A 20,016-nucleotide genomic window follows, 5' to 3' on the forward strand; every position below is an offset into this window, starting at 1 on the left:
TTAGCGCTGATAAAGTTTAAGGAACGCCGTCACCGCTTTTTGTGTATGCGAATCCAATTCTTCATCGCTTAAGAAATCAAAGCCCATCAGTGCCATATTCTGGCAATCCATTTTGATCAGCGCGAGTAGCTGACCACAGGCTAAATCGGCATCATCGATGTGAAGCTGCTGGCTGATGGTGTCGGTTTTTAAAAACTCAATTAAGTATTGGTGAATACGCTGCGGCCCGGTTTGCCAAAACTGATTTGGAACCGAGTCATGTTTATTAAAATCAGCAGACACGATGCGATAAAGCGATAAGATTGGGTTAGAGCAAATGCCTCGTAGATACTTTTTGGCGAAGTCTTCTAAGGTTTCTTTTAGTGGTTCATTCTGTTTATCGGCAAGTTGGAAAACGGATTCTAGGCTGCTCTTGGTGTTATGCGCGAGCACTTCAACAAACAACCCTTCTTTGTTGGAAAAGTAACGATAAAGGGTCTGTTTTGAACCACCACAAATTGAAACGATTTGATCGAGTGATGTATCCTTGTAACCCTGTTCAATAAACAGTTCGGTCGCTACTTCGATGATTCGAGTTCTTTTCTTTTCAGTAGATGCGCGCATAACTAAATCAGCCTAAATAAAACTGTTCAGTACAGTATCATTATTGATCTAATGATACACTTCATTTCTTGGTACAAACTGAACCAGAGTAAATCTCGGCTCTATTGTTCTGAAGGTTGCTCAGTGGCAAAGCCACGTAAGATGTTAGTCAGCGTAATAGTCGCGAAGACCACAATCACTAATGATAGATGCCATGCTTGGCTTAAACCCAACTGTACGAGTGCCATACTCACTACTGATGACACCACCATTTGGCCGCCGCCCGACATCGCTGCAGCTGCCCCCGCTTGCTTCTTATAGGGTTGCATTACCATGGCTTGAGCACAAGGTAGAGCGATAGCATTGCCTAAAATCATTAGCAGCTGACCAAGCATTAAATACAACGGCTCAACAGGGCAGAAGAACAGCCACATTGCCGAGCTTAAGTGCAGGATTGGTGTTGCTAAGAGCATCTTCTTCGTTCCGATGATTGGGCGCACACGGTTACAGATACTGGTGCCACAAATCATGCCGAATGCTGGAATCAGCGCCCACATCGCGTATTGATCAGATGTCATGCCAATTTGGTTTTGCATGATAAAAGGCATCACCGAAACGGTTGTGATCATCAAGCTGAAGTTAAGCCAACCAATACTGGCAAAGCTCATAAAGTAACGAGAAGTCAGTAGGTCACGATATTGCAGCAGCATCTTTTTCGGTGATGGCAACGCAGAGGTTTGCGAGACGGTCTCCTTAAAGCGCACCACAATCACAATCCAAGCGAGAGATACGTAACCCAATAATGAAATGAACACCATGGTCCAGCCGAAGTGGGCGTTAATGAAACCACCAATAACGGGTGCAACTAACGGTGTGATCGAAGCAGCCATCGCAATGTAGGACAGTGCGATTGGCAGGTCTGGGCCATTGAAGCGGTCACGAGTTGATGCACGGGCTAGCACCGCACAGCAGCCAGTCCCCAACCCTTGCAGAAAACGGCCTGCAATCATGCCTGTGAATGTGTGGCTGAGGAAGATGATCATCAACAGACCGAGCATGGCAATCAACAAGCCAGCCAAAAGCACTTTTTTACGACCCAACGCATCGGATACTGGGCCATAGATAAACTGTGAAGGACCGAAGCCAAGTAAATAAACACTGACTAGGAGCTGAGCTTGGTCGAGGGAAATATCGAAATCTTTCGCGATCCAAGGTAGAGATGGAAACACCAAGCCCATGCTGAGCTGACCAACACTGATTATCAAACACGCTAGCAAGATGGTTTTAAATTCGAACGGTCGACTCATGATTTTTCACCATCACCACGGCGACGCAAGCTCCCTTCTTCATCAAAATCATTCAGTTTTGCTTTCACTCGCTTTACCGTGGATAAGCTCACGTCACACTGTTCTGCCACATTTTGTAGTGTGTTACCTTCCAGAAGAAGAGTAGCGATATGTTGATGTTTCGCTTTGTCTGCTGGACGACCTCGGAATTTCTGCTTCCACATCTCAGGGTTGTCTTTAAGTGCCTTACGGCCTTGTGCTGCGGCAAATAAACGGTGTTGAGTTTGCACTTGCCCATAACCAGAAAGCAGAGAGAGTAATGTTTGGGTTTGAACTGAATTCGGTTCAAATGTCAGTGGTTCACAAACGGTTTTGAGGATGACACCTTTATCAAGCAGTACCTGAATTGTGCTCAATGCTTGGCTGAAGTCTCGGCCAAAGGCGGTTAGCCACCAAAGTACCACCGTGTCACCGGATTGAGTGGTGTTTAAGAGTTGTTGAAAGGCTTGTCGCTTGGCTGGTGGTGTGCAGCCGCGAACTTTATCTTCAAGAAGTGTCGCTTCTGGGGCAGCGGTTTTAAGAGCTTCAAGTTGCTCGGGATAAGCTTGTTTTTTGGGTGAGCGGCGCGTATAGATAAAGGTATTCATGGTCGTAAAGTGCCTCTTATGAATGGCTCATATACTGTAATGACTCATAAATATACATTGGTTCATTAATCCTTACAACACCAAATGAACCAAATTGAAGGTGGTGGAATCGTATCTCTATGATCAATAAATGAAAACTAGCCGAAAAAAACAGGCTAGTTTTGGTTTTAGAGATTAGACGGCTACGGTTTATTGTAATAAGAAATAAGGCGTATTGACGTAAGCGTGTCCTGCTGAAATCGCATAAGGCAGTACGACTTTACCAACGGAGACCGCCGTGTTGACCAGTGGCTGAACGTTGATATTGGCATTCATCAAGGTAGGACGAACGTTGGGTGCCAAGCGATAGTGACCGGACGTTGAAACGCAACCAGAAAGTGCTGATGTAAACAGTAGTGCAATGATGATTGATTTAATGGCTTTCATAGTGGTGACTCTCAAAAATGGTATCTTGGCTCTGGTTTTGGTTATCAGGATGAGCCTTGGTTGAGAGGAAGAATGCCTAAATCAAATGAACGCCACCATCAATGCGCGACAAGTCATAGCGCACAAGACTAAAAGTAACACTAGGCGTTACCAAATATGAGGTTTTGCGAGGAAGGGCACTATAGAGGCTCCCTAAGATGGGTTGTCTAGCGCTTTGAAAAGGAGTAGTAAACAGTAAAAAGCCAGAACGTTATCTGTTCTGGCTTTGTGTCTTTAAGGACGAAGAATGTTATGCCGCTTTTAAATGACAGACGCGATTCTTGCCCAATCTTTTTGCTTGATAAAGTGCTTTGTCAGCTTGCTCCACCACATGATGGTAGCTAGTTTCTAATGGTGTAAATCCGACACTTGCCGTAAATCGGACATCACCGCAGCCAAGGGATAAATGGCTCCGTTGCAATGCTGTCAGGAAACCATCAAGCTGGTGCTTAGCATCAAACTCATCATTGGCTTGGAATACAACTGCAAACTCTTCACCGCCATAGCGCGCTAAGCAAATTCCCTTTGGCTTAGGGAAACTGTCCCGCATTACTTCGGCTGTTTTTTGAATCACTAAGTCACCAACGGGATGACCATACTTATCATTGATGTACTTGAAGTTATCAATATCGATCATCGCAATGAAGCGGTTCTCACTGCCAAGTTCTCGAGCAACTTTTGTTGCCAGACACGCTTTGTTCTCTAGCTGTGTCATTGGATCTTGATGACGTAAACGGTCATGTAACTTTAGGTTTGCTAACGCGATTTGTGCATAGTTTTGGATTAAGTTGAGAATACATTTGTATGTCGGAAAGCGACAGCAGACATAAGTGACAGCCAGTAACTCCTGACCATCAAATAATGGAATGCAATAGTGGTTTCCATGAACTTTGAGTTTCTGAGCCAGTACATCCGAGTACTTTTTACTTCGATAGGATATTGATGACTGAGAAAAGCTTGCCGCTAGTTTGGCATCAGATAGGGTGAGTTTCTTATTGCCGTGGTAATCAAGGGTATAAAAGCCGTGATTAATACTATCGTAAACGCAGAACTGTATGCCTCGATCAAAACAGAAGCGGTGAAGAACGCTTTTAAGTCGGGTCTTGAACTCACCAATATTCTTAGCACTGTTTAGTTTAGCTAGTGATAAATGCAGTTGGTATGTGAGGTAATTAATAATGATAGCAAGTGCTAACAGGGATGCTATCACGGCGGCAGTGAGAGTAAACTGGTAACTACTGCTTAAGATATCGGCTCGATCTGTGCCAGCAACAAACACCCAGTTTAACGAATTGTCAGCATCAAAAACTGAAACCTTGAAGTGATCTTGGTAGTAATACTCGTGCTTGCCAAATAGAAGACCGCTAGCAACTTTCTCATGTATACCGCCGTGAAAGCTAATGGATTTATCGCCAATACGGCTAGGGTTTGGGTGAAATACAAGGCGCCCTGTGTCTCTATCTACCACAAAGACATAGCCCTTGCTTAATGTCTTCAAACCTCTTAACTGTTGGGTAGAGTGCAGGAGATTGAATTCTATCCATAACTGGGCGTTAGAATTTGGCAGAACATGTTTAACTGCAAATACCCATTCCTGTTTTAGATTGGGATATAAAGAAGAAATATAGAAATTGTCACTGATGGTATCGAGTTTGTGCCAATTGATATGAGAGGTATCTGCTAGGGCTACTTGGTTGGATAAGTCGTAAGCTACCTCTCCGTCACTTTTAGTGAATAAGATGTTTGAGTATTGAGGAGAGTAATCGAGGATGCCATCACTTAATGCTAGAAAATCGTCGCTCTGTAAGTTGTTATTGTTAGCCCGCAATGCTCTTTCTAATAGATAGAATTTACTGAAGGTAGCTTCAATTTGTGAGCGGATAAGCCTATCAGCAGTAATCAGGTTTGTCTGAGACTGACGATAAACCATTGTTTCAGAGTCAACAAACTGCGAATGAGCTAAAAAGATCATTAAGCCCGCGAGAATGACCAAGTAGGGCCGTAGTATGCGTATTAATAGTTTAGGAAAAGCCATGCCAAATAACGTTGTTTTATAATGTGATTTGGCTGCCAATAGTAGACTTATTTCATGCTCATAACAATGCGTATGGTGTGTTTAATAACAGAAAGAAAACTCTATATCGGAGAATGCGTTAGAAAAGCGCCCAGATCTGAGTCTGGGCGCGTAAGTAGTGTCATGATGTTGAGTATTATGGCTGAAAATGAAGAATAGCCATAGAGGTTGGAGACAAGAGTACTTCACCTTCAGCATGTCCAGGATTTAGGTTACGAACGTTAGTATCACAAATCGTTACCCATTCCTGATCTCGGTCATTTGGAAGTTTAAAGCGAGCAGGGACATTGGTTTGGTTGATCAGGTAAACAAGCTCTTCTCCATCTTTGCCAATTCCCAAATGTAAAGCAACTGAACTCAATCGGTTCCAATCGTCATGCTCCATCAAGGTGCCATCAATGCGACGCCAAAAGATGCGGTTGTTATTGCGATTCTCACCACTGAACGCACGAATGAAAGGCACCATATATTGGTTTCGGTTGGCGACCATTTGTGACATCCACGTCTTGAAGTGTTGTTTACGTTCCGATGACGTCCAATCTAGCCAACTGGTTTCATTATCTTGGCAATAGGCGTTGTTATTACCACCTTGTGTATGTGAGAGTACGTCTGCAGTCAGGATATGCGGAATTCCAAACGCAAAGAGTAAACTTGCCATTAAATTGCGCTTTTGTTTTTCACGCGTAGCAATGACCATTAGGCTGTCAGTTTCGCCTTCGACACCGTAATTCTCTGAGCGGTTGTCACCGTGGCCGTCGCGGTTCTCTTCGCCATTGGCTTCGTTGTGCTTCTGTTTGTAAGACACAAGATCTTGCAAGGTGAAGCCGTCGTGATACGTGATGTAGTTGACTGTGAGTTTATAAGGCCAGTTTGCTGCACTGTAGATGTCACGAGAGCCCATTAAGCGAGTTGCGAATTCCTTCAGGTAGCCCTGATCTCCTCGCCAAAAGCTGCGTGAGATGTCGCGCAGTTTGTCGTTACATTCGTTCCAACCAAATGGAAAATTACCGACTTGGTATCCGTTAGGGCCGATATCCCAAGGCTCTGCAATCAGCTTGGTTTCACGCAATATTGGATCCTGCGCTACGGATTTAAAGAAAGCGGCTTCAGGGTTGTAGTCATCACCTTGGCGACCAAGTGTGGCTGCCAAGTCAAAGCGGAAACCGTCGACTTTAAACTCGCTCACCCAGTAGCGCAGAGTATCCATGACAAGATTTAATGCTGGCTGGTATGTTAGATCTACCGTGTTGCCACAGCCTGTATAGTTTGCGAAGTGCTGGCCATGTTTAATATAAAAGCGAGGATCGAGTGCTTTTAGGTTGAAGACAGTGGAGCCTTCGCCTCCTTCAGCGGTGTGGTTGTAAACCACGTCTAAAATTACTTCAATGCCGTGCCTATGCAGTTCTCGTATGGTGGTTTTCAATTCCGTTACGGCATCTTTTTCTGCATAGCGTGGATCCGGCACCATAAACAAGTATGGGTTATAACCCCAGTAGTTCACCTTATCCATCTTTAACAGATGTGGCTCATGCATACAGGCCGCAATCGGCAACAATTGCAGAGTGTTGATATTCTGCTGCTTGTAGAAGGCTAGCATTTCTGGAGACACTAACCCTAAATAACGACCTCGCTCTTCGCTTTTTACTTCAGGATGTTGCTTCGTTAATCCCTTTACGTGTGTTTCGAATAGCGTCATCTCTTCTCTGGGAATGCGTGGGTGTTCCGTGTCTTGCCAGTCAAACTCATCTTCAATAACCACACACTTAGGCATATCAAAACTTTTGGCTGGAGAGAAGGGAGGTTGATAGTGGAGAGCTTTGTCAATGGATTTTGCGTAAGGGTCGGAAATTAACAAAGGTTGGTCTTTATGCGTTACGACGTACCCATATTTTTGCCCGAGCTTGATGCCTGGGATAAAGGTATGGCGAATACCAGCGTATTCATTGGGTAGATCGTGCAAAGTGTATTCACTCTCACTAGAAAACAAAGCGAGCTTGATGTCTTTGCTGTTTGGCGCGTGAATTGAAAAGTTACAACCTGCAGTATTCAAAGTTGCGCCAAGTGGGTACGGGCGAGAGTGAAATTTTGTCATTAGGGAATCTTTTTTTAATTTTATTGCTACCTTTAAGAAACTATAAGTAAAAAACTTTGTCTTACTAAGGTCAACCACCTCAACGACAAAAATATAAATGTAATTTAATTACTTTCTACTACCCATATTTTGCAAAAATATGAAATGGATATCACTTTGTAGTGACTTAAAACAGAATAAACTTACTAATTCCTCCCTAGATTGGTGATCTGACTCGAAAAAACACCATTCGGTAATTTCTCTCATCCCTTCTCATCCCCCCCCTAAATTAGTTTGGGTGGAGGAAGTCATCCTTGTACGCCTTGGGTAACCTTAAGACTGTTGAAACAAACGGGGACTTGTTCCCATCTTACCTCTTTTTCTTTTGGTGGTTTTTACTGCCTATAGCACCAAGAGAGAGAGCAGGGAAGACAGAATTATAAATACCCTTAATGGAGTTAAGAATGAAAAAAGTAAGTGTAATTGCTGCTGCTGTTGCTGCAACTTTAGCTGCTGGTTCTGCTTTCGCGGTGGATTTTAATGGTTACATGCGTGCTGGAATTGGTATCAGCGGAAACGGCAATGGTGATATGGCGATCAACAAAGCGGGTACTGGTCGTCTAGGCAACGAAAGTGATAACTACTACGAGTTTGGTTTTGCTGAAGACCTAAAAACAGGTGACCAAACTTGGCGCATTGAATCTATGATTGCTCAAGGCAACAATGGCGCAAATGGCTGGGAAGATGGCGATTTTAACGTTGCACAGTTTGCAGTTAAAGCAAAAGGCTTAATTGCTTCAGACAAAGATGCAACGATGTGGGCTGGTAAAACTTATTACCAACGTAAAGATATTCATATCTCTGACTTCTACTTCCTAAACACTTCTGGCACTGGTGGTGGTATTGAGAATCTATCTGTAGGTAATCAAAAACTATCTGTTGCTTTGATTCAAGATGGTGACCACGGCGAATCAACAGGATACATCTTTGATGCTCGTTTAGCCAACATTGGTCTTTGGGAGAACGCTTCTTTAGAGCTTGCTATGGCATATAACTTTGCAACTGAAAAAAATGATAAATCTGAGGTTGCAGATGATGGTGTACTTGCTTCTGCAATTCTTCACCAAGGCTTAGATAACGGTTTCAACCAAACAGTGTTCCAATTTGGTACAAATGGTTATGGTGTTCAAGCTGCAAACTTCTGGGGCGCTGGTGCATACTACGCTCGAGGAACTGAGGCGTTTAACGATGCATCTGGCTTCCGTTTGCTTAACTGGGGTGTTGTAAACTTGGCTGAAAACTGGGAAATGGGTCACCAATTAGCATACCTATCAGGTAGCGATATTGGTGGTGAAGATAACGGCTCTTACACAGGTAAGAACTTTGATATCGATCAGTACTCAGTAGTTGTTCGCCCAATGTACAAGTGGAATGATACAATGCGTACAGTGTTTGAAGCTGGTTACAACGCTGGTGAGAAAATTTCTAATAGCGGCGTAGCAACAGAAGATTTCGGTAATGCAAAACTTACAGTTGCTCAAGCATGGGCAATGGGTGACAGCTGGTGGGCTCGTCCTGAACTACGTGTATATGGTACGTACTTCTTAGATACTGAAAATGATACAGCCTTTAATGGTGACGACAACGAGTTTGTATTTGGTATCCAAGCAGAAGCTTGGTGGTAATCAAGTAATCTCTTAGTTATCTAGCTGTCCGATAAATAGCCGATGTTAGTCGGCTATTTTTCTAAGGGCTTTCGAAAAGTTAGACGTTTTGGCGAAGTCACCCTAAGATGCTCCAATGGAAAAACCTTTAGAAAAATAACTAGAAGGAAAAAGTATGTACTTCCGTGCCCTCATGTTAAGTGGATGTGTCGCACTTGCTGGCTGTCAGTCCACTGAAGTTATCGAGCAAGTTCAAGTTGCCCAAGCACAGCAAGTTGAGAAACTCTCTGAGCTTCAGTCGGTAAAAATGAAGCTTCCAAGCTCTGCTATTGTTGACATCACTTCTCAGAGCCAAGTGCTGAGATATAAGGATATCGACAGCCGTGTAGCGGTATTCGAACTGCCTGCAGACCGCGGTGAGTTCGCTATTAAAATTACAAGTCTGATTGAAGATACAGCTTTTGTACCACGTGCCATTATCGTAGATAAAAACGGTAAAGAGATCGAAAGCTATGGTAAAGGGGAATTTGAGTACACAAAACCACGCCTTCACCTAGGTAACCGCTTAGTGGCTGAAAAAGACTTTTTCCCTCCCGTCGGTTTAGATTCTGTTTACTTGATTGTTTACACTGACCAAGCTGAGCTTGGAGGTTTTACAGATGTTATTCATCCAGCTCGATTAGACGCTGAAGCTCGAGGTAACTACTTACCAGAAGTGAAAGATATCCCGGTTCCTAATAGTGATAAAGGGAAAATTGAAGTTTCATTGGATCGCGTAAGCTTCTTCTCGATCAACTCATCACAGACCAAATCAACAGCGGCACCAGTAGCAGCAAAAAGTGTTGAAACGGTTCAACCTGAAACACAAAACTACTATCACAATGCAATAAAATCTGCAGTGAAAGCTGATGATATCCCTAAAGCATTAAGTTTACTTGATGAAGCTAAAGCTTTGGGAATCAAAGGAGCACAAGAAGTATTTGTAAAAGCCGTGAATAATAAGTGATTTATATGAAAAAGCCGACAATAAAAAGTCGGCTTTTTATTGTACATTTAGTTATCCCTTTCACATATTTTATAAATTGCATTTAAAGTTGAAATTATTTAGATCCATAATATATCTTGTTTAAATATATTAATTACTAGAGAATTAAAATAAGGATATAACGTGAAGAAACTAATTATAAATACTGCATTCACTTTGGCTGCTGTTTCAATTTTATCTGCTTGTTCATCAACATCATCAGAAAATACACCTAATGATGAAGTAAATAATGTGGTTGCATTTACCAGCGATCAAATGGAGATGATGACAAACTGTAATCTACCAGATTCTGTTGAAAATGGTCCTTTGTCGAAAGACATGTTTGTGGTTGGTAGTTTTCCAAATGCAGACTGGAAGCACGTAGCTGAACGTAAGCTAGCTTATAAAGGGCATAATATTTACCAAGTCGTAATTGATGAAGTGCCAGGAAAATATAAAATGCAGTATGCGGCTGAGCACTGGAAACCTCAATTTACTGCAAAAGGTAAAAAGTTATTTGTTGGTCAACTCAATGAGTTAACTTATGGTGGCTATGGTACAGATACAAAAGTTGAAATTAAAGAATCTGGAAAGTACTTATGGAGTTTAGAGTTTAAAGACAATGGTGCGCCATACTCTATAATGTTATCTAAGTGCCAATAATATTCCATTTAGTTATTTAAAAGTTATTCTTTATTTATTAACCCCTGCATGGAATACGTGCAGGGGTTTATTTTATTTTGGGAGAGTTTTATGAATAATATCCGCTATAAGGCATCGTTATATAAAACGTTGTTGGCATTAAGTGTGGTTGGAGCACTATCAGCTTGCAATTCTTCCGGTGGAGATGATAACAATAATAATCCATTGCCTGATATGAGCTATGCCTGTCAAACGAGCATCAAGGAACAAAGTAATCAACTTCGTATGTATCAGATCATGGTTGAAAGCTTTGTTGATGGAGACTTGAGTATTGGTCACGGCACAGGTTATGGGACCAGCCATCACAATGGCGACTTGCAAGGTATTATTGATTCACTCGACTATATACAAGACTTAGGCATAAACGCGATTTGGCTAACACCAATTTTTGAGTCTGAAGCCATTGATGGTCAAGATCATTGGGCGGATCGTTTGGATGCTACAGGATATTTCGCGACAGACTATTTCAAAATTGATCCCCGTTTTGGCGATTTGGAAACCGCGCGAACGTTAGTTAATGAAGCTCACAAGCGTGGCTTGTATGTCTTCTTTGATGGTGTGTTTGGTCACCATAAAAATGGGTTAATCAAACCATCGCCATCGGGTTTACTACCTTCAGGTGCGAGCAACCCAGTCGATTACCCTGCAAGCTTAGATTTTTATAAAGAAGTTGCTACCTATTGGGTGAAAGAGCTGAAAATTGATGGTTGGCGTTTGGATCAAGCGTATCAAGTACCAACAGATGCTTGGACGAAAATTCGTAAAGCAGTGGATGAAGCCTCACAAAATGTCACTTATACCAATGCTGATGGCAAACAAGTGAACCCATTAGGCTACATGGTGGCAGAAGTCTGGAAGGGCGAGTCTGATATTGCGAGTGAGACGTACGGTTCTGCCGATGACCCCGCATTATGCTCAGCGTTTGACTTCCCAATGCGCTATCGTATCTTGGAAACACTTGCAGTGAACGAGAGTGGTGTTGGTGGGCGAGGTGTTGATTGGCTAGACAATGGCTATCAAACCCACAATCAGTACCCAGCTCATGCTCAGCCAAACTTGATGATTGGTAATCACGATTTAGTTCGCTTTGGTGATTTGTTGCAACGAGGCGGCTTGGCTGATGTGAATGATGCGGAATACTGGCTACGCCATAAAGCAGCTTTTGCTTTCCAAGCCGCTTATACCGGGCCAATCACTCTTTACTACGGTGATGAAATTGGTGACCAAGTTGATGGCTTTGCCGCAAAAGAAGACAACAATACCTGTGCTATTAGAGGTGTGTGTGATGACCATGTTGCTCGCAGCAGCGCAAAGATTGAAGGAATAACGGCAACCTTAGACGCTAATCAAGTTGATTTGAAAAACTACGTGAAGTCATTGATGAATAAGCGTGCTGCTCACCCTGCTTTATACCAAGGCTCTCGTACTAACTTGGTCGCAAGCAATGGCAGTTATGTGGATTTGAAAAAGTCTGGTGATGACCAAGTATTGTTTGCACTCAATACGCTTGAGAGCGCGCGCAATATTGTGCTAACAGAATCACAAGTCGGCAGCAATCAAGCGCTGATAGATTTAATGACAAACCAACAAATCACACCAAGCAATGGGCAATACCTGATCCCAATGTCTTCTTTACAGGGACGCTTCTTCAAGGTGATGCCAAGCGCTAAATAAAATCAACTTCTCGATCCAAAGCCAAGTGCAGCTGCTGACCCCCATAGGCACTCACTTGGCTTTTTTACTCCGTTATCCTTCTGTTTTATATCGAACAATTGTTGTTATCTTTCGTCATAAACAGTACGCAGTTTGTGAGATGTTCTGCACGAGAATGAGAATATTCACATTCATGCAACGTAAAATTGTGATTTGACGCTTATTTATACGTAACCATTATGTTTATCTTTTCGTGGATTTATATAACTAATGGAAAATTATAATGAAATCCATAGCGAAACCCCTCTTTATTCTACCTTTGCTTTGCTCTCCATTTGCCTACAGTGATGTCATTAACGGTGACTTCGAACAGTGGAGTGGCAATACGCCAACCCAGTGGACGGTGATTGATTCTGGTATTGCAGTATCTCCTACCAGTAATCAAGTTCAGTCTGGTGGTTTAGCCGCACAAGTGGTCGTGAATACGGGGACACAAAGTAACACCGATTTTTTGCAAACCATTAATGTGGAGCAAGGAAAAACTTACCCATTTTCAGTTTCTGTTTATCACACTGAAGGTAATGTTAAAGCGCGTCTGATCGTCGATGGATACCATGGTTACACGAACCCCAACCAAACTAATCAATGGCAGCAGTTAACACACAGTTATACCGCATCATCAAATAAAACCATTAATGTCGGTCTAAGGTTCTATGATGAATCGGGCTTTGATGGCTCAGAAGTGGTGTTCATTGATAACTTTCTACCGAACCAAGATAGCGGTGGTACTCAGCCTCCAGTTGAAAGTTGCAACGACAATGAAATCCTATTGACTTTAACGACTGACAGTTATGGCTCAGAGACTAGCTGGGAACTGAAGGACAACCAATCAAAAGTACTGTTCTTTGGTCAAGGTTTCGATTCCTCTAAAACCTATGAAAAAACCATGTGCCTAGCGGATGGCGATTATCAATTTACCATCAATGATAGCTATGGTGATGGTATTTGCTGTAGTAGCGGTAACGGCTCATACGTCTTGATGTTAGGTCAAGAAACGCTAGCATCAGGTGGTGAGTTTACTCAATCGCAAACCACCAATTTCACCCTTGGTGAGACAACCAAGCCACCCGTGGTTGGGGAATATTACAAAGCGGCAGAGGGCAAAACTGGCTTTGCATTGAAAACAGCACTGTTCAATATCATCAATAACCACACGGGGCGAGGTTACTCGGCGATTTGGACCTTGGTGAAAGATGCGGATCTGGATAACTATTATGAAAAAGATGGTTCGATTCTTGATATGTATTCGGAAAAGCCGCTAGGCAATGACACGGTTAGTTTCACTAAAGTCACAGACCAATGTGGTCAATACAGTAAAGAGGGAGATTGCTACAACCGAGAACACTCATTCCCGAAAAGCTGGTTTGGTGGCAAGGTAGAGCCGATGAACTCTGATGGCCACCACCTGTTTGCAACGGATGGCTACGTTAATGCGAAGCGTAGTAATTGGCCATTTGGTGAGGTTGGTAGCAGCACTTACATTTCTAGTAATGGCTCAAAATTAGGTTCGGCGAGCGCGTCTTTGGGTTACTCAGGTACAGTATTTGAGCCGATAGACGAATTTAAAGGAGACTTTGCGCGTGCGTATTTCTACATGGCAACACGCTATGAAAACGTTATTGGTAACTGGGAGGCGAACTCCAGTAGCTCTGATGCGGTTCTCAATGGTAACAGCACGACAGTATTTGAACCGTGGATGCTAAGCATGCTTAAGCGTTGGCATAAGAATGATCCTGTTAGCGCAAAAGAACTGAGTCGTAACCAACAAGTATTTGAGTTTCAAGGAAACCGCAATCCGTTTATCGATCACCCTGAGTTTGTTGAAATGATTTGGGGCAATTAACCCTCAACCATTAAGAACACGAAAGCCGCTTAAGTTAAACAGATTAACTTGGCGGCTTTTTTAGAGAACAAAAAAGGGGAGGTATTAACCTCCCCAAACTAGCACATGATTGCGCCTACTGTATTAGTTCTTCGTTACAGTTACGATTGGAGCTGCTTTGTCTGCTGCATTGAAGTGGAAGTTGTAGCTTCCATCTTCAGGTAGCGTGATGCTGATGTTACCGCTCGCACTACCCGCTTCCATTGTTAGAGGTGTACCAAACTCAATCGCCCCTTGGCCGCCGAAGTTCGTTTCTGCCGCCCAGTCAGAGCTTGCAATCTTCATGTCGAACTTACCTGCAGTTAGAGTGATATCTAGAGAGTAAACATCATTTGCAACGTAGCTAAACTTGGCTGTTTCAACTGCTGCCCAGCTAGCGTCTGTAACATCACCGCGAAGGTAAAGCGCAGTTTCACCAAATGTTGGTGCATCAGCAGACTTGGTTACTGATACAACAGGCTTTTCAACACTTTGATCTTGAACGTGTAGAGCGTTCAGGGTGAAGCTGTATTTACCTGTTTCTGCAACAGACAACTTACAGTTGCCTTCTGTACCTAGGTTCAATGAGCCACTTGCTTGATCTGCAGCGTCACAGCCAATGTTTGGATTTGACCAACCTGCGTCAGCAAACTTAAACTCGTGATCACCTGCTTCTAGTACACCCGTTACTGAGTACATACCGTTACCGATAAAGGTCATTGCCCAGTCACTGTTATCAGACCAACCGTTCATTGTACCTTTAACGTAAACCGCAGTTTCTCCATAAGGAGGAATGCTTGATACGTCTTTGTTGTCAGTATTTACTGGTAGGCCAGCACCTTGCGCACCAGCTTGTGGTTGAACAAATACAGCTGTGGTTAGTGCTGGTACTGTGAATGTCTCACCAGAGAAGCTCGCGCTTTTCACGATGTCATCTGCCGAGTTTTTCTGAACTTCATGCAGTTCGAAGCCCGCAGCGCCTTTAACAGTGAAGGATTGAGCTGTAGATGTCGAGTTAACTACCGCTACGATTGCATCGTAGTTAGGATCCAAATCTGCACCAGCAGATGTGCCGTCATCAATCGACATAACGATTAGACCTTCAACTTGGTTGTCACCAACATTGCGGAAGTCTACACGGTTCATCACGTCTTGAGCGGTATCTAAGCGGAACAGTTCGCTTGTACTACGGATTTTCAGTAGTTCTAGGAATTGTTGCTTAGTTAGCTCGATATCGTCAGCGTTTGGCTTCGCAGCGCTGTCAGCAACAATAGTTTTGATCAACTCCCAGTTTGCGCCGTCTTTGTCTTCACGAGGTAGACCAACGTTCCAGTTGTTATCGCTTCCGTCGAAGAAAACACGGTTGAACCAATCACCAGAATCGTAAGAGTCGCGCTGCATTGATTTAGAACGAAGCAACTCAGAACCCATGTGGATGAAAGGAATACCTTGTCCTAACATCACTGTAGATAGCGATACAGACTGCATACGAGCTCGCTCAGCAGAGCTTGTACCTGTTGCGATTTTATAAGCGTTGTTGTCCCATAGGGTTTGGTTATCATGCTTAGAAACGTATGAGATATTCTCAGAAGGCATCTTAGTGTAGCCCGCAGGAGCACCATTGTAGTCTACGTTTTTACCAAGTTTTGTTTCGCCTTTGTAATCTAGAAGTACGTATTCTGCTAGGTTACCAGCCATGCCGAGACGAACGAGATCTTGGTTATGTAGACGGCCATTAACAGCATCTGCGTCAGTCTTAGTTTCTTCGTTTGGATAAGCTGCGTTACCAAAGCCTTGGTTGAAACGAAGAGGGTGTTTGCCTTCCGAATCTACACCACCATCAAATGGGCTGCCACCGCGAACCGCGTCGCGTAGACGGTCAGAGAATGTACCAATCTCAGTGCCTGCCATGTTGATTTGGGTTGCTTGGTCGAAGCGTGCGTTGTTTGCAACTTCACCAAAGTCCCAACCTTCACCGTAGAATAGGGTGTTAGGATCGATTTCACGAACTTTCTTCAGTGCATAAACCATCACATCTTTTGGCTGGTGGCCCATTAAGTCGAATCGGAACCCGTCAACCTTGTAGTCGTCTGCCCAAATCAATAATGAGTCAACCATCAGTTTACCCATCATCAAGTTCTCAGTTGCTGTGTTGTCACAACAAGTAGAGTTTTCAACACCACCAGTGTTTACGTTTAGGCGGTGGTAGTATCCAGGGACGATCTTATCGAGTACAGACTTATCATTTACGCCAGATGCATTAGTGTGGTTGTAAACCACGTCCATGATAAGTTTTAGATCCATTTTGTGTGTAGCTTGAACCATTTCACGGAACTCAAGAATACGCTTAGAACCGTTTGGATCGGTTGCGTAACTGCCTTCAGGCACAGTGTAGTGGAATGGGTCGTAGCCCCAGTTGAAGCTATCGAACATGCGTAGATCGTTCATCAGAGCTTGTGCTGCGCCTGTCGAAGGATCGTAGCTGTTAAGCAGATCTTCGATCACTTTGCCGTTGTCTTCTGTACCACAAACAGCCGCTTCCGGTTTCACACCACAGAGTTTTCCTACCGTATCTGTAATATCAACACGGTTTTCTGCATTTTCATCTACGGTTGCGATGTCAAAAGCAGGAAGGATATGCAGCGTAGTTAGACCTGCGTCTTTTAGTGCTTGAAGGTGAGATACTGATTCACGATCTGCTTCTGTTAAGGCTAGGTATTTGCCGTTCAGGCTTGCTGTACCTTTACTATCATTGAAGCTGAAATCGCGCAGGTGTGATTCGTACAGTACGTGGTCTTCGTCTTTCTTCACAGTTGGGCGATCATAGTTATCCCAACCTGCAGGTTTTAGGCTAGAGTCATCGAGATCAACAACTTGAGAGTACAAAGAGTTTTCAGATAAGCTCAAAGAGTAAGGGTCTGTTACTAGGCGAGTTTCAATTTTACCTGTTGTTGGGTGGTAGACCTTCACTTGGTAGCGGTAGTATTGATTTACTACATTGCTTTGTGCCTCAGAAGCCCAGATACCCGTTTCAGGGTCTTCTGTCATAGCGACTGTAGCTTGTTCGTTTAGGTTTTCATCGTAAAGGACCAGTTCTACTTCTTGAGCAGTCGGTGCCCAAAGTTTGAATGTCGCAGCCGTTCCTTCAACAACTGCCCCCAGCTCTTGCCCGATTGCGTTACCAGCTTCAGCGTCAGCAAATACCGCATCAAGAACCCCTGGTTTTTGCACTTCAGTTGCCGAAGTGACATCGCCATTTGCATTGTAAGCAACCATCACGATTTGTGATTTTAGGATTTTGTGGAGGATATCTGCATCCACACTAATACCCGCAGCTTTTAAGCCAGCAAGATGACGGAAACGAGATTTAAGCTCATCCGATAGTTCACCAACCTTAGTGAGTTCAACTGCAGTGCCGCCAGTAACCGTTTTGTCTTCACCCATCTTGATGTCATTGTTCAAGCTGTAGAACAGCTTGATTGAATCAGCGTTTTCGGCTGCTTCCCAAGCGATGGTTTCCGCGTCTAACCAATGTGCTTTCTGGCCGTCGATATCGACTGGACGCTCTTCAATTGGTTCGTAATACAGTTCGCTACTACCATGGAAGCCAAATAGTCCTTTTGACTCGCCAATTTTCGTTAACTCAACTTTAGAGTTGGCACTACCGAATGCTTTGTCATTATCTTTGTGAAGAATAAAGTTCATACACTCATGCGGATCAGACGCATCAGGGTTTACTTTAAGTACATAGTAAGCACCATAGGTATCGCTGATACCATCAAACGGGCGAGGAGCACTCCAATCTGTACCGCCTGAGCCAATTCCCATCGCATCGAGGTCGGTGCTGGTACAGCCTTCGCCATTCCATAGGTGTAATCCCCAGCCTTCGTAGTCACTTGCACTAGATGCTGCTGCGGTGTCTCGTTTGTAGTAAACAACGACTTCATTTTCTCCAGCAGGGTATAAGCCAGAGTTACCTGGGTTGGTGTTGTCATCGTTTGTACTGTCGCTGCCACAGCCGCTAAGTACCGCAATTGACAGAAGCGGTAGAACGGTTTTGGCAACGGTTGATAGTTTGAATGTTTTGTTGTCCACGTTTACATATCCATTGTTATAAATCTGAAAGTAGGCAGAGCAAGACGCTCTAGAGGAAATGTGCACGTAAATGCTAATACACTGATGCATCAGCAAAATGTGAATGCAGGCAGCTAAGTTATTTGCAAGTTAAAATTTAGTCACAGTATGAGTTTGGGTCACAAATTAAGTACTAAACTCAACACATAATGAGAGATGCGACTCAAAGCCTATACATAAATTAAGTGAGGAGTAGAGCAGGGGGATGATAAGGGAGGAGAATCACTCAGCCCCATTAGTGTGATTGAGATCTATAAATTTTTAGTGGTTAATTTGTAAGTAGAAAAAAGATTTACAAATTACGTAGTGATAGCAGTCCCCTTACTGTCTCAAACTTCAGATTTTGGTCAAACGGTCGTTATATAATAAAGAGATATTTTAAGCGCCCTGTTGGGGTATGTTTAAGCCGATATATAAAAGAGGCTAACTATGAGTAGCATGGGGATTGCTATTGGTGCAACTGGCCTTTCTCTTATTCTGATTTTTGTCTGGATGATATCGCTGTCGATGCGGAAAAAGCGCATAGAGCTTGAAAAGAAAGCTCGCGAAGCTGCTTATCGCCGAGCGATGCAAAAGGCACGCGAACAAGAAATCAAAGAACGGGAATTTAAAGCAGAAACGGGTCATATTCCGACAATCCTGTTTTTGGCGAAAGAGGCAGAGAGAGGAAACGTCAGGAAGGCTTATTACTGGTATGACAAAGCGGCAAAGCTAGACAATGTTACTGGGATGTACGGCGTAGTTCGCTTAAGTGAACGAATGCGTGAAGATGTCATTCTGAAAGAGCAAGCCAACTTTTGGCGCGTCGCAATTGCTGGTGTCGAGGGAGATGTTGAAGCTAAGTTTGCGACAGGAAAAGCGTTGATCTTCGGGCGTGGTACGGAAAAAAACATTCCTAAAGGATTGCAGCTAATACAAGAAGCCGCCGAGGAGAAGTGCATTCCGGCGATACTTTATATGGGGGATTGGCAAAAGTCTCCTGATAACCTTGCTCGAAATGAAGCTGATGCTCTCTACTGGTACATGCGAGCAGCAGAAGAAGAAAGTCCTGAAGGTAAAGTGCAAGTAGGATTGTGCTATTTATATGGCACGGGAGTAGAGCAAAATCATCAAAAAGCGTGCTATTGGTTAGAAAGGGCTGCAGAAAGCGGTAATGCAGAAGCCATGTATCATGCAGGAGAGGCTTGGAAAGACAATGGAAAAACGGGGAATGCGATAGCCTATGTTTGGCTATTCTTATCGGCTAGCTTTGGTTATGAGCCTGCTAAAGTTCTGCGAGACAAGGTTGCGGCTAACATTGGTGTTGATGTTGTTGTTGGACTGCAAGCCATCGCAAAGCCGCTGCAAAGGAAGCTGAGTTCTGGAGCTGTTAAGAAGCACTCAATTATACGTGCTCTGAATAAGGTATATAGCCGTGAACCATATTTTCCAAATGAAGAAGACTTGTTAGTGCCCGGAAATGATGAAGAAATGGAAGGTGTCATCCAGAGTGATGCTACTTTTGATCCACAGAGCGTAGAGCAACTTGATGGTACGAATGTGAGTGGCAGTTCTCCTGAAACGACACTGTCAAAAGAGGCATTAGATTTCACTCAGAACTTCTTGTCTCCTCAGAAGCCGCACTAGGTCAATAACCCTTAATTTTTGAGTTTCTTAGTGATAGCCCAAGTAACAGCCGTTGCTTGGGCTTTTTTATATCTGTTGCTATACCCAAGTTACGTCGAAATGCTAGGTTCAGTGAGAATGATTTGGTTTGTAGGCGAGCGGTGATTGAAGGTCTAGTGAGTCTAAAT

Annotated in this window: 13 protein-coding genes; 6 read left to right on the plus strand and 7 right to left on the minus strand. The window is 43.5% G+C overall.

The window, feature by feature from the left end:
• The 6 genes from B853_RS18185 to glgX all read right to left on the minus strand — a co-directional run bounded on the left by B853_RS18185 (window position 1) and on the right by glgX (window position 7,146).
• Window positions 1-603 carry a TetR/AcrR family transcriptional regulator gene (locus B853_RS18185; protein ID WP_038885762.1) on the minus strand — a complete coding sequence of 201 codons (603 nt, stop codon included), beginning with the start codon at window positions 601-603 and terminating at the stop codon, window positions 1-3.
• Window positions 604-704: 101 nt separating this feature from the next.
• Entirely contained in the window at window positions 705-1,889 is a 1,185-nt protein-coding gene (locus B853_RS18190; RefSeq protein WP_128826967.1) for a multidrug effflux MFS transporter, read from the minus strand.
• Window positions 1,886-2,515 carry a recombinase family protein gene (locus B853_RS18195; RefSeq protein WP_038886729.1) on the minus strand — a complete coding sequence of 210 codons (630 nt, stop codon included), beginning with the start codon at window positions 2,513-2,515 and terminating at the stop codon, window positions 1,886-1,888. Before B853_RS18195 ends, B853_RS18190 begins: the two co-directional genes overlap by 4 nt.
• A gap of 189 nt (window positions 2,516-2,704) precedes the next feature.
• A complete protein-coding gene (locus B853_RS18200; RefSeq protein WP_038886727.1) occupies window positions 2,705-2,941 on the minus strand; it encodes a hypothetical protein in 237 nt (78 codons plus the stop codon).
• 289 nt (window positions 2,942-3,230) lie between these two features.
• Entirely contained in the window at window positions 3,231-4,952 is a 1,722-nt protein-coding gene (locus B853_RS18205; protein WP_081641237.1) for a sensor domain-containing diguanylate cyclase, read from the minus strand.
• Window positions 4,953-5,190: 238 nt separating this feature from the next.
• A complete protein-coding gene (gene glgX, locus B853_RS18210) occupies window positions 5,191-7,146 on the minus strand; it encodes a glycogen debranching protein GlgX (RefSeq protein ID WP_038886724.1) in 1,956 nt (651 codons plus the stop codon).
• Window positions 7,147-7,589: 443 nt separating this feature from the next.
• Between glgX and lamB the strand changes: the two genes are divergently transcribed.
• The 5 genes from lamB to B853_RS18235 all read left to right on the plus strand — a co-directional run bounded on the left by lamB (window position 7,590) and on the right by B853_RS18235 (window position 14,071).
• Window positions 7,590-8,810 (plus strand): maltoporin LamB, encoded by a 1,221-nt coding sequence (lamB, locus tag B853_RS18215; RefSeq protein WP_038887798.1) that lies wholly within the window; start codon window positions 7,590-7,592, stop codon window positions 8,808-8,810.
• Between the two features lie 154 nt (window positions 8,811-8,964).
• Complete coding sequence (locus tag B853_RS18220) at window positions 8,965-9,795, plus strand: MalM family protein (RefSeq protein ID WP_038887799.1); 831 nt, start codon at window positions 8,965-8,967, stop codon at window positions 9,793-9,795.
• 162 nt (window positions 9,796-9,957) lie between these two features.
• Window positions 9,958-10,476 carry a glycosidase gene (locus B853_RS18225; protein WP_227741911.1) on the plus strand — a complete coding sequence of 173 codons (519 nt, stop codon included), beginning with the start codon at window positions 9,958-9,960 and terminating at the stop codon, window positions 10,474-10,476.
• Between the two features lie 90 nt (window positions 10,477-10,566).
• Entirely contained in the window at window positions 10,567-12,189 is a 1,623-nt protein-coding gene (locus B853_RS18230) for an alpha-amylase family glycosyl hydrolase (RefSeq protein WP_038884718.1), read from the plus strand.
• A 262-nt stretch (window positions 12,190-12,451) separates the two neighbouring features.
• On the plus strand, window positions 12,452-14,071 hold the full coding sequence (locus B853_RS18235) for an endonuclease (RefSeq protein WP_038884720.1): 1,620 nt from the start codon (window positions 12,452-12,454) through the stop codon (window positions 14,069-14,071).
• A 123-nt stretch (window positions 14,072-14,194) separates the two neighbouring features.
• On the opposite strand, the gene pulA is transcribed toward B853_RS18235, so the two are convergent.
• Window positions 14,195-18,184: a pullulanase-type alpha-1,6-glucosidase gene (gene pulA, locus B853_RS18240; protein WP_038884722.1), complete on the minus strand. Its 3,990-nt coding sequence runs from the start codon at window positions 18,182-18,184 to the stop codon at window positions 14,195-14,197.
• A gap of 468 nt (window positions 18,185-18,652) precedes the next feature.
• Here pulA and B853_RS18245 point away from each other — a divergent pair, with 468 nt between their 5' ends.
• Window positions 18,653-19,849: a tetratricopeptide repeat protein gene (locus tag B853_RS18245; RefSeq protein ID WP_038884725.1), complete on the plus strand. Its 1,197-nt coding sequence runs from the start codon at window positions 18,653-18,655 to the stop codon at window positions 19,847-19,849.
• Window positions 19,850-20,016: the final 167 nt, after the last annotated feature.

It is taken from the genome of Vibrio rotiferianus CAIM 577 = LMG 21460, assembly GCF_002741985.1.
In the GTDB taxonomy this organism is placed as follows: Bacteria; Pseudomonadota; Gammaproteobacteria; order Enterobacterales; family Vibrionaceae; genus Vibrio; species Vibrio rotiferianus.

Excerpts from the sequence above, each read along its gene's own strand:
- B853_RS18235 (WP_038884720.1), top strand. The coding sequence starts at position 12,452 with ATGAAATCCATAGCGAAACCCCTCTTTATTCTACCTTTGCTTTGCTCT.
- B853_RS18245 (WP_038884725.1), top strand. The coding sequence starts at position 18,653 with ATGAGTAGCATGGGGATTGCTATTGGTGCAACTGGCCTTTCTCTTATT.
- B853_RS18195 (WP_038886729.1), bottom strand. The coding sequence starts at position 2,515 with ATGAATACCTTTATCTATACGCGCCGCTCACCCAAAAAACAAGCTTAT.
- B853_RS18230 (WP_038884718.1), top strand. The coding sequence starts at position 10,567 with ATGAATAATATCCGCTATAAGGCATCGTTATATAAAACGTTGTTGGCA.
- lamB (WP_038887798.1), top strand. The coding sequence starts at position 7,590 with ATGAAAAAAGTAAGTGTAATTGCTGCTGCTGTTGCTGCAACTTTAGCT.
- B853_RS18205 (WP_081641237.1), bottom strand. The coding sequence starts at position 4,952 with ATGATCTTTTTAGCTCATTCGCAGTTTGTTGACTCTGAAACAATGGTT.
- B853_RS18185 (WP_038885762.1), bottom strand. The coding sequence starts at position 603 with ATGCGCGCATCTACTGAAAAGAAAAGAACTCGAATCATCGAAGTAGCG.
- glgX (WP_038886724.1), bottom strand. The coding sequence starts at position 7,146 with ATGACAAAATTTCACTCTCGCCCGTACCCACTTGGCGCAACTTTGAAT.
- B853_RS18200 (WP_038886727.1), bottom strand. The coding sequence starts at position 2,941 with ATGAAAGCCATTAAATCAATCATCATTGCACTACTGTTTACATCAGCA.
- B853_RS18190 (WP_128826967.1), bottom strand. The coding sequence starts at position 1,889 with ATGAGTCGACCGTTCGAATTTAAAACCATCTTGCTAGCGTGTTTGATA.
- B853_RS18220 (WP_038887799.1), top strand. The coding sequence starts at position 8,965 with ATGTACTTCCGTGCCCTCATGTTAAGTGGATGTGTCGCACTTGCTGGC.